The organism is Streptomyces sp. NPDC029044 (assembly GCF_040637495.1).
Taxonomy (GTDB): Bacteria; Actinomycetota; Actinomycetes; order Streptomycetales; family Streptomycetaceae; genus Streptomyces.
Window position 1 is genome coordinate 91522 of sequence record NZ_JBEZWN010000006.1, and the last position, 12531, is coordinate 104052.

Genomic DNA, 12531 nt, shown 5'->3' on the forward strand with positions numbered 1-12531 from the left:
GGGGCGGGCGCTCGCGTCATCCACACGCCTTTGTGACGGGGGACCCCATGCCCGAGTTGCCCGAGGTCGAGGTCGTACGGCGCGGTCTCGAGCGGTGGGTCGCCCACCGGACCGTCGCCGAGACCGAGGTGCGGCACCCGCGCGCCGTGCGCCGCCACCTCGCGGGCGCCGACGACTTCGCACACCGCCTGAAGGGTCACCGCATCGGCGTCCCCAGCCGCCGCGGCAAGTACCTGTGGCTGCCCCTGGAGGACACCGATCAGTCGATCCTGGCCCACCTCGGAATGAGCGGCCAGCTCCTGGTCCAGCCGCACACCGCCCCGGACGAGAAGCACCTGCGCATCCGCGTCCGCTTCACCGACGCCCTGGACACCGAACTCCGCTTCGTCGACCAGCGCACCTTCGGCGGTCTGTCGCTGCACGAGAACACTCCCGACGGCCTGCCCGACGTCATCGCGCACATCGCCCGCGACCCGCTGGACCCGCTCTTCGACGACGAGGCCTTTCACCAGGCGCTGCGCCGCAAGCGGTCCACGATCAAGCGGGCCCTGCTCGACCAGTCGCTGATCAGCGGCGTCGGCAACATCTACGCGGACGAGGCCCTGTGGCGCGCCCGCATCCACTACGAGCGCCCCACCGCAGCCTTCACGCGCCCGCGCACCCTGATGCTCCTGGGGCACGTGCGGGACGTGATGAACGCGGCCCTCGCCGTGGGAGGCACCAGTTTCGACAGCCTCTACGTCAACGTCAACGGGGAGTCGGGCTACTTCGACCGGTCGCTCGACGCGTACGGCCGCGAGGGCCTGCCCTGCCGGCGCTGCGGCACGCCGATGCGGCGGCGGCCCTGGATGAACCGGTCGAGCTACTACTGCCCGAAGTGCCAGCGGCCGCCGCGGATCACGCCCTAGCGGAGTCGTACCGCTCGCGCGCCGCCAGGACCTCGTCCATGCTGCCCTCGACGAAGTGGATGAGGGCGAGCAGCCGCTCGGCGACGTGGCGTCCCAGCGGCGTCAGTTCGTAGTCCACCCGGGGCGGGTTGGTCGGCTGGGCCTCGCGGTGGACGAGGCCGTCGCGCTCCAGGGCGTGCAGCGTCTGGGACAGCATCTTCTCGCTCACCCCGTCGACACGGCGGCGCAGCTCGTTGAAGCGCAGCGAGCCCTCGTACAGGGCGCCGAGCGTGAGGCCGCCCCAGCGGCCCATGACGTGCTCCAGGGTGCCGCGCGACGGGCAGGCCTTGGCGAACACGTTGTACGGGAGGTCGTCGAGCCCCTCCGCGAGCTCCTGGGTGGTGGTCATATGCCCAGCGTACGCCAGCACAGCGCTAACCGACAGAAGGCACTAACCGTGAGTTAGTGCCTTCTCGGGAAGCTCCGGGTCGTCCTAGTAGCCGAAGTTCTGGGTCCACCAGGGACCGCCCGAGCCGAACTCGACACCGACGCCCAGCGTCTTGAAGTCGCAGTTCAGGATGTTCGCGCGGTGACCGGGGCTGTTCATCCAGGCGTCCATCACGGCAGCGGCGTCGGCCTGGCCGCGGGCGATGTTCTCGCCGCCGAGGTTGGATATCCCGGCCTTCTCGGCCCGGTCCCACGGCGTGCGGCCGTCCGGGTCGGTGTGGTCGAAGAAGCCCCGCGCGGCCATGTCCTCGCTGTAGCTCTGGGCGAGACCGGTCAGGGCGCTGTTGGCGGCGACCGGGCTACAGCCCACCTTGGCCCGCTCCTCGTTCACGAGGCTGAGCACCTGGGCCGCGGCGGCGGACTCCCCGGCCAGGGCGGCGGAGGCGCCGGGGGCCTTCGGAGCCTTGGTGGCCGTACGGGAGGGCGTGCTGTCCGGCTTCTCGCTCGGGGTGGCCGCCGGCTTCTTCTTCTCCGGGGTCTTCTCGGGCGTCTTCTCCTGCGTCTTCTCCGGCTTCTCGGGCGTCTTCGTCGGTGCGGCGGAGGACTTCGAGGCGGAGGGCGACGGGGAGCCGGATCGCTCGGCGTCCCGACTGGTGGACGTGTCGTCCCGGCCGTCGGCACTGCCGGAGGTGCCGCCCTGCTCGATCGGGGTGTTCGTCGGGGTGTCCCCGGCCTGGACCTTGTCGGCCCCGCCGCCTCCGCCGAGCTTGTAGTTGTCGAGGCCGGGCACGGCGCCGGTGGCGACCGCGACCGTGCCGAGGGCGACGGCCGCCGAGACGCCGAGCAGGCCGGTGCGCATCGGCCGGGCGGTCTTCTTGCGACGGCGGTGCGACCCCGAGCGGCGGGCGCCGCCGTCGGGCGTGAAGCCGTCGCTCGCGAAGACGGCCGTGTCGGTGAAGCGGTCACCGGCGGCGGACCCCTCCGCCCCGAACAGGTAGGCCTCACTCTTCGCGTACGTGCCGGCGTACGCCTCCGGGTTCAGATAGGGCGCGATGCCCATCGTCGGGGCGTCGTCCGCGGCGGGGTACAGCGGATCGTGCCCCTCCGCGAAGCCGTTTGCGTGGGTGATTCCCGTGGCGCGGCCCGTGGCGGCGCGGCCGGCGTCGGAGCGTCGGTGGCGTCCCATGTCCTGGCCTTCCTCGTCCTGGCGGTCGACTCGTCCTCGAGATCAACACCAAACTCACTCGATCGTGTGAGTTTCATATGAGATTCGTTGAGGGGGGACGGTACCGCATGGCGCAAGTGGAGGAAGTGCCCGGAGGGAGATTGGGCGGTTAGGTTGCAGTCATGAGCGAGGATGTGCGATTGGTCGCCTGGGTGCGTGGACGCGTCCAAGGTGTGGGTTTCCGCTGGTTCACGCGGGCCAAGGCATTGGAGATCGGCGGCCTGAGTGGCTTTGCTCTCAATTTGGGCGACGGGCGGGTCCAAGTGGTCGCCGAGGGCGGGCGCGAGGGCTGCGAGGGGCTCCTGGAGTGGCTCCAGAGTGACGACACGCCCGGCCGCGTGGACGGTGTCACCGAGATCTGGGACACACCCCGCGGCGGCTACGACGGCTTCGCCATCCGCTGAGCACGTCCGCCGGGCGGCCCCCGAGGCCGCCCGCGGAAGGCTCGCGGACGACCGCCCCGGACGGAAACTCGCTGGTGATTGCCGAGAACCGCTTGCTTCGGCCCGCTCCACCCGCAAAGATGATCGCCACGCCCCGAGGGCCCCGCAGAAGCCGCAGTGCGGCCGTTCCAGGCCGCGCGCGCCCGGGCCGCCCCCAATACGGGGCGTGATCGTGTTGACCGTCAAACTTTTTGGTGAGACGCTGAAAGCCCCGCGCACCTTAGCTGTTTGGCATGGCTGAACGGCAGCACAACTCCAGGCCCTGCCAAGACCGCGGGTGCGAATCCCTCACGACCCACACCGCAGCGGTCGGTCACGCATTGTGGAGGACCATCCATCATGGCAAAGGCGCTTCTCGGTTACGTCGGCGGCTCCGACCCTCGACTCCTCGCCGAGATGCGACGGCTCCAGCAGCGCGTCCAGGACCTGGAATCCGAGCTCGGACGAATCCAGGCGGAGAACGAAGCGCTGACGGCTGCCGCTTCTCACGACAGGATCATGGAGAGCGTTGACGCACACCAGGCGGAGCCTGCGCTCACCTGATCACTGCACCGCTCCACAACAGCACAGCAGTGGTTGGGCCGCCCGTCACAACCGCCTAGTTGTCTGAAGTGCAAGGGACGCCCTGTCGGCGTCCCTTCTTTCTTGCCTTGCTTGCCCCCGCATCCTTTCACCGTCTTTAACGTCTGATGTGCCCTGCGCGTTCAGCGGCGAAACCGTCGGTTCATGGAGTGAGACCGACCCGGGCGGTAGAGTCCGGCGGCGTGCACCTCAAGGCCCTGACCCTCCGCGGGTTCAAGTCGTTCGCCTCCGCGACCACCCTCCGGTTCGAGCCGGGGATCACGTGCGTCGTCGGACCGAACGGCTCGGGCAAGTCCAACGTCGTCGACGCCCTCAGCTGGGTCATGGGCGAGCAGGGTGCCAAGTCGCTGCGCGGCGGCAAGATGGAGGACGTCATCTTCGCCGGCACCACCGGCCGCCCCCCGCTGGGCCGCGCCGAGGTGTCCCTGACCATCGACAACTCCGACGGGGCCCTGCCCATCGAGTACGCCGAGGTCACCATCACGCGGATCATGTTCCGCAACGGCGGCAGCGAGTACCAGATCAACGGCGACACCTGCCGCCTCCTCGACATCCAGGAGCTCCTCTCCGACTCCGGCATCGGCCGCGAGATGCACGTGATCGTCGGGCAGGGCCAGCTCGACTCCGTGCTGCACGCCGATCCCATGGGCCGACGCGCCTTCATCGAGGAGGCCGCCGGCGTCCTCAAGCACCGCAAGCGCAAGGAGAAGGCGCTGCGCAAGCTGGACGCGATGCAGGCCAACCTCGCGCGCGTGCAGGACCTCACCGACGAGCTCAGACGGCAGCTCAAGCCCCTCGGCCGCCAGGCCGCCGTCGCCCGCAGGGCCGCCGTCATCCAGGCCGACCTGCGCGACGCCCGCCTGCGCCTCCTTGCCGACGACCTCGTGCGGCTCCGGGAAGCCCTCCAGGCCGAGGTCGCCGACGAGGCCGCGCTGAAGGAGCGCAGGGAGTCCGCCGAACGGGAACTGCGCAAGGCGCTCCAGCGCGAGGCCCTCCTGGAGGACGAGGTACGGCAGCTCACCCCGCGGCTCCAGCGCGCCCAGCAGACCTGGTACGAGCTCTCCCAGCTGGCCGAACGCGTACGGGGCACGATCTCGCTGGCCGACGCCCGGGTGAAGAGCGCCACCTCCGCGCCCCCCGAGGAGCGGCGCGGTCGCGACCCCGAGGACATGGAGCGCGAGGCCGCCCGCATCCGTGAGCAGGAGGCCGAGCTGGAGGCGGCCCTGGAGGCGGCCGAGCGGGCCCTGGAGGACACGGTCGCCCACCGCGCCGAGCTGGAACGCGCGCTCACCCAGGAGGAACGGCGTCTGAAGGACGCCGCCCGGGCCATCGCCGACCGGCGCGAGGGGCTGGCCCGGCTCAGCGGCCAGGTCAACGCCGCCCGCTCCCGAGCCGCCTCCGCCCAGGCCGAGATCGAGCGCCTGGCCGCCGCCCGTGACGAGGCGCGGGAGCGTGCCGTCGCCGCGCAGGAGGAGTACGAGGCACTCAAGGCTGAGGTCGACGGCCTCGATGCCGGCGATGTGGAACTGGCGGGGCAGCACGAGGAAGCGAAGGTACGGCTGACCGAGGCCGAGGCCGCCCTCACGGCAGCCCGTGAGGCGGCCACGGCGGCGGAACGCAAGCGCGCCGCGACCCAGGCCCGCCACGAGGCCCTCGCCCTCGGCCTGCGCCGCAAGGACGGCACCGGGATACTGCTCGCGGCCAAGGACCGCCTCTCCGGCCTGCTGGGCCCGGCGGCGGAGCTGCTGACGGTGGCCCCGGGCCACGAGGTCGCCGTCGCCGCGGCCTTCGGAGCGGCAGCCGACGCGATCGCCGTCACGACCCCGGCCTCGGCGGCCGACGCGATCCGGCTCCTCCGTAAACAGGACGGGGGCCGGGCCACCCTGCTCCTGGCAGGCGATGACGCCCTCATGGACGGGTGGCTGTGTCAGACATGCGGCTGCCGCCACGCGGGCGCGACCAGCCACAACGGCCCTGCAGACGCCCGCCACACCTACGCCGCAGACCTGGTACGCGGCCCCTCCGACCTCATGCCGGCCGTCCGACGGCTGTTGCACGGCATCGTCGTCGTCGGCACCCTCGAAGACGCCGAAGACCTCGTATACGGCCACCCCCACCTCACCGCGGTCACCGCCGAAGGCGACCTCCTCGGCACACACTTCGCCCACGGCGGCTCCGCCGGCGCCCCCAGCCTCCTCGAAGTGCAGGCCTCCGTCGACGAGGCGGCGGCCGAGCTGGAAGAGCTCGCCGTGCGCTGCGAGGAACTCACCGAGGCCCAGCACGCGGCCGTCGGCCGGCGAAGGGACGCCGCCGCGCTGGTCGAGGAGCTGGGGGAGCGGCGCCGGGCCGCCGACCGGGAGAAGTCGGCCGTCGCCCAGCAGCTCGGGAGGCTCGCGGGCCAGGCGCGCGGTGCCACCGGCGAGGCGGACCGTGCCACCGCCGCCGCGGCCCGTGCCCAGGACGCCCTCGACACCGCGCTCCAGGAGGTCGAGGAACTCGCCGAGCGGCTCGCCGTCGCCGAGGAGATGCCGATCGAGGAGGAGCCCGACACCTCCGTCCGGGACCGGCTCGCCGCGGACGGCGCCAACGCACGCCAGACCGAGATGGAGGCCCGGCTCCAGGCCCGTACGCACGAGGAACGCGTCAAGGGCCTGGCCGGACGGGCCGACTCGCTGGACCGGGCCGCTCGCGCGGAACGCGAGGCACGCGCGCGTGCCGAGCAGCGACGGGCCAGGCTCCGGCACGAGGCGGCCGTCGCCGAGGCCGTCGGCGCGGGGGCCAGGCAGCTGCTCGCGCACGTCGAGGTCTCCCTGGCCCGTGCCGACGAGGAGCGCACGGCCGCCGAGGCCGCCAAGGCCCTCCGCGAGCAGGAACTCGCCCGCGCCCGCACCGAGGGGCGCGATCTCAAGGCGGAACTCGACAAGTTGACGGATTCGGTCCACCGTGGCGAGGTACTCGGCGCCGAGAAGCGGCTGCGCATCGAGCAGTTGGAGACCAAGGCGCTGGAGGAGCTGGGTGTCGAACCGGCCGGACTGGTGGCGGAGTACGGACCGCACCAGCTCGTGCCGCCCTCGCCCCCCGCCGAGGGGGAGGAGCTGCCGGAGGACCCGGAGCACCCGCGCAACCGGCCGAGGCCGTATCTGCGGGCCGAGCAGGAGAAGCGCCTGAAGTCGGCCGAGCGTGCCTACCAGCAGCTCGGCAAGGTGAACCCGCTCGCCCTGGAGGAGTTCGCGGCGCTGGAGGAACGCCACCAGTTCCTCAGCGAGCAGCTGGAAGACCTGAAGAAGACGCGGGCGGACCTCCTCCAAGTGGTGAAGGAGGTCGACGAGCGCGTCGAGCAGGTCTTCACCGAGGCCTACCGGGACACGGCCCGGGAGTTCGAGGGTGTGTTCTCCCGCCTGTTCCCGGGTGGTGAGGGCCGGCTGATCCTGACCGACCCCGACAACATGCTCACCACGGGTGTGGACGTCGAGGCGCGTCCGCCGGGCAAGAAGGTCAAGCGGCTGTCGCTGCTCTCGGGCGGGGAGAGGTCGCTGACCGCGGTGGCGATGCTGGTGTCGATCTTCAAGGCACGGCCCAGCCCCTTCTACGTCATGGACGAGGTCGAGGCCGCGCTCGACGACACCAACCTCCAGCGGCTCATCCGGATCATGCAGGAGCTCCAGGAAGCCTCCCAGCTGATCGTGATCACCCACCAGAAGCGCACGATGGAGGTCGCCGACGCGCTCTACGGCGTCTCCATGCAGGGCGACGGTGTGTCGAAGGTCATCAGCCAGCGCCTCCGCTAGATGCGTGTGCTCTACACCGGTCTCACCTGCGCTTCCCCGTGGCTTCAACACTTGAACACACAGCCGCCACACTCCTGCCTCAGATTCACAGCTGCGGACCTATTGACTTCGAAACTTGAAGGCATAGTCTCGGCAACGTTCCTTTTACCTTCAGGTACCTTCAGGTGGACCTCGAAGGGCAGATCCCCTCCGGCAGCGTTGCCGGTGGCCCGAGGAGTACACGTGACCAGCACAGCGCAGGCACCCAAGTCAGGAGCCAGGACGGCTCATCCCGATCATCTCGGGCACGTCATCTTCATCGCGGCGGCGGCCGCGATGGGCGGTTTCCTCTTCGGCTACGACAGTTCCGTGATCAACGGCGCCGTCGAAGCCATCCGTGACCGCTACGACGTCGGCTCCGCGGCCCTCGCCCAGGTCATCGCCATCGCCCTCATCGGCTGCGCCATCGGCGCCGCCACCGCCGGCCGCATAGCCGACCGCATCGGCCGCATCCGGTGCATGCAGATCGCCGCGGTCCTCTTCACCGTCAGCGCCGTCGGCTCCGCGCTCCCCTTCGCCCTGTGGGACCTCGCCTTCTGGCGCGTCGTCGGTGGCTTCGCCATCGGCATGGCCTCCGTGATCGGCCCGGCCTACATCGCCGAGGTCGCCCCGCCCGCCTACCGCGGCCGGCTCGGCTCCTTCCAGCAGGCCGCGATCGTCATCGGCATCGCCGTGTCGCAGCTGGTCAACTGGGGTCTGCTGAACGCCGCCGACGGTGACCAGCGCGGCCGGCTGATGGGCCTGGAGGCCTGGCAGGTCATGCTCGGCGTCATGGTCGTCCCGGCCATCCTCTACGGGCTGCTCTCCTTCGCCATCCCCGAGTCCCCGCGCTTCCTCATCTCCGTCGGCAAGCACGAGCGCGCCCGGGAGATCCTCACCGAGGTCGAGGGCAAGGACGTCGACCTGGACGCTCGTGTCGCCGAGATCGAGGGCGCCATGAAGAGCGAGCACAAGTCGAGCTTCAAGGACCTGCTCGGCGGCAGCTTCTTCTTCAAGCCGATCGTCTGGATCGGCATCGGCCTGTCGGTCTTCCAGCAGTTCGTCGGCATCAACGTGGCGTTCTACTACTCCGCGACGCTGTGGCAGTCGGTCGGCGTCGACCCCGCGGACTCGTTCTTCTACTCCTTCACCACGTCGATCATCAACATCCTCGGCACCGTCATCGCGATGATCTTCGTCGACCGTATCGGCCGCCGACCGCTCGCGATCATCGGCTCGGTCGGCATGGTCGTCGGCCTGGCGCTGGAGGCCTGGGCGTTCTCCTACCACCTCGTCGACGGCAAGCTGCCGGCCACGCAGGGCTGGATCGCCCTGATCGCCGCACACGTCTTCGTCCTCTTCTTCGCCCTGTCCTGGGGTGTGGTCGTCTGGGTCATGCTCGGCGAGATGTTCCCCAACCGGATCCGCGCCGCCGCGCTGGGCGTGGCCGCCGCCGCGCAGTGGATCGCCAACTGGGCCATCACCGCGAGCTTCCCGTCGCTGGCCGACTGGAACCTCTCCGCCACGTACGTGATCTACACCGCGTTCGCAGCCCTCTCGATCCCGTTCGTCCTGAAGTTCGTCAAGGAGACGAAGGGCAAGGCCCTGGAGGAGATGGGCTAGGCCCGCCCCACGACTCGGGGAGAAGGGGCCAAAGTCCCCGCTGCCCCTCTCCCCGTAACCCGCCGCCGTCCCGGTTCGGCCACTGCCCGAGCCGGGGCGGCGGTCTGTCGCTCACCGGAGCAGGACGCCGGACCTCGAAGCCGGCCCGGTCGTCGCACCCCTCGGGAACGCCGAGAGGCGTCAGCCCGCCAGGCGCCCGGCAGCACCCGCTCGCAGAACAACTGCAGGCTCCGCCACCCCTCCTCCACCGGCATCCCGCCCGCCAGCGGATGCAGGACGTAGGAGTCCAGCCCGAGCGCCACGCACGCGTCCGGGGTGAGGATCCGGTACACGCCCTCCGCGCGCAGGTCCTCGACCGTCGTGGCGGCCGATTTCACCGCCGAGCGGACTCCGCCCGACTGCCAGGAGGCGTACGTCCGTGCCTCGTGCAGGAAGTGCCGCCCGTACCGCGCCCAGGCCCGGTCGGGATCCTCGGCCACGTGCAGCAGGGGCGTCTCGGCGGCGGGCATCATCACCCAGCCCTCGGTGCCGTACTCGGCGAGCCGCTCCTTGCAGTACGCCTCCAGCTCCGGCAGGTGCGCGCTGGGGAAGAAGGGCAGGCCGAGCCGGGCGGCCCGGCGGGCGGCGGCCTTCGAGGAGCCGCCGACCAGGAGCAGCGGGTGCGGGTCGGTGCACGGGCGCGGTGTGACGCGGACCGTGCGGCCCCGGTAGGAGAAGGGCTCGCCGGTCCACGCCTTCAGCAGGGTCTCCAGCAGTTCGTCCTGGAGCCGGCCGCGCCGGGCGAAGTCCACGCCGAACAGGTCGTACTCCTCGGGCCGGTACCCGATCCCGGCGACCGTCACCAGCCGGCCGCCGCTCAGCAGGTCCAGCACCGCGATCTCCTCGGCGAGCCGCAGCGGGTCGTGGAGCGGACCGATGATCGCCGAGACCGTGACCGCGATCCGCCGGGTGGCGCCGAAGACCGCCCCGGCGAAGGCGAACGGAGCCGGCAGCCAGTTGTTCCCGGCCCCGTGGTGCTCCTCCGTCTGAACCGTGGTGACACCCCGGTCGTCGGCGTACGCGGCCATCTCCAGAGCCGCCCGGTACCGGGCGGCGAGCTCGGCGGGAGAGGCCCCGGGAGCGACGAGGTTGAAGCGGGCTACCGTGACGGGCATGGCGGCGTCTCCCTCCACCGGGCGGGTGTCGGGGGGACGGTAGCTGACGATGCGTCAGACAGCCAGGGGTGTGGAGATCCCGCGCCCCGCGGCATCGCGGGGCGGTGCGAGCAGGGTGCCCCGGGGGCCCATGACTGATACTGGACCCGTTATGGACATCGTCATCCTTGCTGTAGTCATCGCCGTGGTCGTGCTCGGCGCGCTCGGCGGGCTCATCGTCGGCAGCCGGCGCAAGAAGCAGCTGCCCCCGCCCCCGCCCGCAGCGCCCGACATCACCGCCCCACCGGCCGAGCCGCACGTCGGCGACGAGGCCGAGACGCCGCGGGAGGAACCGCGGCGCACGATAGAGGAGGTGGATCTCCCGGACGGCTCGGCTCCGGTCGTAGTCGAGGAACCGCCCGCCGAAGCCCCCGAGATCGAGATCCCGGAACCCACCGCCGGCCGTCTGGTCCGGCTGCGGACCCGGCTCTCCCGCTCGCAGAACGCCCTCGGCAAGGGGCTGCTCACCCTGCTGTCGCGCGAGCACCTCGACGAGGACACCTGGGAGGAGATCGAGGACACGCTGCTCACGGCCGACGTCGGCGTGCAGCCCACCCAGGAACTGGTCGAGCGGCTGCGCGCGCGGGTGAAGGTGCTCGGCACCCGCACCCCCGACGAGCTGCGCACCCTGCTGCGCGAGGAACTGGTCACGCTGGTCGGCCGCGACATGGACCGCGCGGTCAAGACCGAGCCGGAGGACCGCAAGCCGGGCATCGTCATGGTCGTCGGCGTCAACGGCACCGGCAAGACCACCACCACCGGCAAGCTCGCCCGCGTCCTGGTGGCCGACGGCCAGAGCGTGGTCCTCGGCGCCGCCGACACCTTCCGGGCGGCCGCCGCCGATCAGCTCCAGACCTGGGGCGAGCGGGTCGGCGCCCACACCGTGCGCGGACCGGAGGGCGGCGACCCCGCCTCCGTCGCCTTCGACGCGGTCAAGGAGGGCAAGGAGATGGGTGCGAACGTCGTGCTCATCGACACCGCCGGCCGCCTGCACACCAAGACCGGTCTCATGGACGAGCTCGGCAAGGTCAAGCGGGTCGTGGAGAAGCAGGCCCCCGTCGACGAGGTGCTGCTCGTCCTGGACGCCACGACCGGCCAGAACGGTCTGGTCCAGGCCCGGGTCTTCTCCGAGGTCGTGGACATCACCGGCATCGTGCTCACCAAGCTGGACGGCACGGCCAAGGGCGGCATCGTGGTCGCGGTCCAGCGCGAGCTGGGCGTGCCGGTCAAGCTCGTCGGACTCGGCGAGGGCGCGGACGACCTGGCTCCGTTCGAGCCGGAGGCGTTCGTTGACGCCCTTATCGGGGAGTGAGCTCGGCACCAGCCGCGGCACGACCTGCGAAGAACCGTACCTGCGCGAGAAGCGCCCGCCCCCGAGGTGCAGTCGGGGCCGGGCGCTTCGCTCTGTGTCCTTGCCGTGTCTCAGGGGTCCTTCTCAGGCCCGCTAAGCCCGTGACCGGTGCGCCACGTAGGCCAGCGTGCCCAACACCAGACGGGCCTCCGGCGGCCGGGAGGCCGAGTCCAGGGCGGGGGAGCGCAGCCAGCGGACCGGGCCGAGGCCGCCGCGGTCGGAGGGCGGCGCCGTGATGTACGCGCCGGGGCCGAGGCCGCGCAGGTCGAGGGAGCCGGGGTCGTCCCAGCCCATGCGGTAGAGCAGGCCGGGCAGGTCGGCGGCGGCGCCGGGGGCGACGAAGAAGTGGGCGCGGCCGTCCGGGGTGGCCGCGACCGGGCCGACGGGCAGGCCCATGCGTTCCAGCCGGGCCAGGGCACGGCAGCCGGCGGGTTCGGCCACGTCGATGACGTCGAACGCCCGGCCGACCGGGAGCATCACCGAGGCGCCGGGGAACTCGCCCCAGATGTCGGTCACGTCGTCCAGTGTCGACCCGGCGGCGAGAACCGGCGCGAAGTCCAGCGGGTGCGCGCCCGGCGCCGGGCAGTCGCCGCGGCCGCAGGAGCAGGCGCCCGCCGAGGCCCGCGCGCCGGGCACCACGTCCCAGCCCCACAGGCCGGTGTACTCGGCCACGGCCGTACCGTCCGACGTGCGGCCGCGGCGGCGTGCGCCGGACCGGATGTCGCGCATGCCCCGGCTGATGCCGATCGTGAAGCCCATGCCCCCTCCAACGGGTCCGCCGCACCGGTGGTTACGCTGCGATCGTGATGCGTGACTCTCTGTTTCCGCCTTCCCGGCGGCGGTCGGTTCATTCGGCGCCCGGACGCGCCCGCGGTTGCGTGCCCGACGATGCGCGCCCCCGAGTGCGTCACTGCACCCGCTCCTGCTCGTGCTGTGTCAAGTCAATCGCGCGTTGCCGTACGTGAGTTCATTCG

The 12531-nt window shown here is 71.5% G+C and carries 9 protein-coding genes and 1 pseudogene; 6 read left to right on the forward strand and 4 right to left on the reverse strand.

The window, feature by feature from the left end:
- Positions 1-47 precede the first annotated feature (47 nt).
- The gene (mutM, locus tag AB0E85_RS08025) at positions 48-908 is read left to right on the forward strand and encodes a bifunctional DNA-formamidopyrimidine glycosylase/DNA-(apurinic or apyrimidinic site) lyase (protein WP_361923837.1); all 861 of its coding nucleotides are present in this window, start codon (positions 48-50) and stop codon (positions 906-908) included.
- Here mutM and AB0E85_RS08030 read toward each other — a convergent pair.
- Complete coding sequence (locus tag AB0E85_RS08030) at positions 898-1296, reverse strand: helix-turn-helix domain-containing protein (protein ID WP_361923839.1); 399 nt, start codon at positions 1294-1296, stop codon at positions 898-900. The genes mutM and AB0E85_RS08030 overlap by 11 nt on opposite strands.
- Positions 1297-1380: 84 nt before the next feature.
- Positions 1381-2520, reverse strand: a complete 1140-nt coding sequence (locus AB0E85_RS08035) for a CAP domain-containing protein (protein WP_361923841.1) — start codon at positions 2518-2520, stop codon at positions 1381-1383.
- A gap of 161 nt (positions 2521-2681) precedes the next feature.
- On the opposite strand from AB0E85_RS08035, the gene AB0E85_RS08040 reads away from it, so the two are divergent.
- The 4 genes from AB0E85_RS08040 (at position 2682) to AB0E85_RS08055 (ending at position 9013) form a co-directional block, all read left to right on the forward strand.
- A complete protein-coding gene (locus AB0E85_RS08040) occupies positions 2682-2963 on the forward strand; it encodes an acylphosphatase (protein WP_031138144.1) in 282 nt (93 codons plus the stop codon).
- Between the two features lie 378 nt (positions 2964-3341).
- Positions 3342-3545 carry a hypothetical protein gene (locus AB0E85_RS08045; protein WP_030852030.1) on the forward strand — a complete coding sequence of 68 codons (204 nt, stop codon included), beginning with the start codon at positions 3342-3344 and terminating at the stop codon, positions 3543-3545.
- 221 nt (positions 3546-3766) lie between these two features.
- A complete protein-coding gene (gene smc / locus AB0E85_RS08050) occupies positions 3767-7372 on the forward strand; it encodes a chromosome segregation protein SMC (RefSeq protein WP_361923844.1) in 3606 nt (1201 codons plus the stop codon).
- 222 nt (positions 7373-7594) lie between these two features.
- The gene (locus tag AB0E85_RS08055; protein WP_361923846.1) at positions 7595-9013 is read left to right on the forward strand and encodes a sugar porter family MFS transporter; all 1419 of its coding nucleotides are present in this window, start codon (positions 7595-7597) and stop codon (positions 9011-9013) included.
- 197 nt (positions 9014-9210) lie between these two features.
- Here the strand turns inward: AB0E85_RS08055 and AB0E85_RS08060 are convergent.
- Positions 9211-10167 (reverse strand): annotated as a pseudogene (locus AB0E85_RS08060) (LLM class flavin-dependent oxidoreductase); the annotation flags it as partial.
- A 151-nt stretch (positions 10168-10318) separates the two neighbouring features.
- On the opposite strand from AB0E85_RS08060, the gene ftsY reads away from it, so the two are divergent.
- Positions 10319-11518, forward strand: coding sequence for a signal recognition particle-docking protein FtsY (gene ftsY / locus AB0E85_RS08065; protein WP_361924054.1), 1200 nt, complete (start codon positions 10319-10321; stop codon positions 11516-11518).
- Positions 11519-11650: 132 nt separating this feature from the next.
- Here the strand turns inward: ftsY and AB0E85_RS08070 are convergent, their stop codons facing one another.
- The gene (locus tag AB0E85_RS08070; RefSeq protein WP_361923848.1) at positions 11651-12316 is read right to left on the reverse strand and encodes a bifunctional DNA primase/polymerase; all 666 of its coding nucleotides are present in this window, start codon (positions 12314-12316) and stop codon (positions 11651-11653) included.
- Positions 12317-12531 lie beyond the last annotated feature (215 nt).

Bases quoted from the DNA above. Each gene is read 5' to 3' on its own strand.
- mutM (WP_361923837.1), top strand. From the start codon at position 48: ATGCCCGAGTTGCCCGAGGTCGAGGTCGTACGGCGCGGTCTCGAGCGG.
- AB0E85_RS08030 (WP_361923839.1), bottom strand. From the start codon at position 1,296: ATGACCACCACCCAGGAGCTCGCGGAGGGGCTCGACGACCTCCCGTAC.
- AB0E85_RS08035 (WP_361923841.1), bottom strand. From the start codon at position 2,520: ATGGGACGCCACCGACGCTCCGACGCCGGCCGCGCCGCCACGGGCCGC.
- AB0E85_RS08040 (WP_031138144.1), top strand. From the start codon at position 2,682: ATGAGCGAGGATGTGCGATTGGTCGCCTGGGTGCGTGGACGCGTCCAA.
- AB0E85_RS08045 (WP_030852030.1), top strand. From the start codon at position 3,342: ATGGCAAAGGCGCTTCTCGGTTACGTCGGCGGCTCCGACCCTCGACTC.
- ftsY (WP_361924054.1), top strand. From the start codon at position 10,319: ATGGACATCGTCATCCTTGCTGTAGTCATCGCCGTGGTCGTGCTCGGC.
- AB0E85_RS08070 (WP_361923848.1), bottom strand. From the start codon at position 12,316: ATGGGCTTCACGATCGGCATCAGCCGGGGCATGCGCGACATCCGGTCC.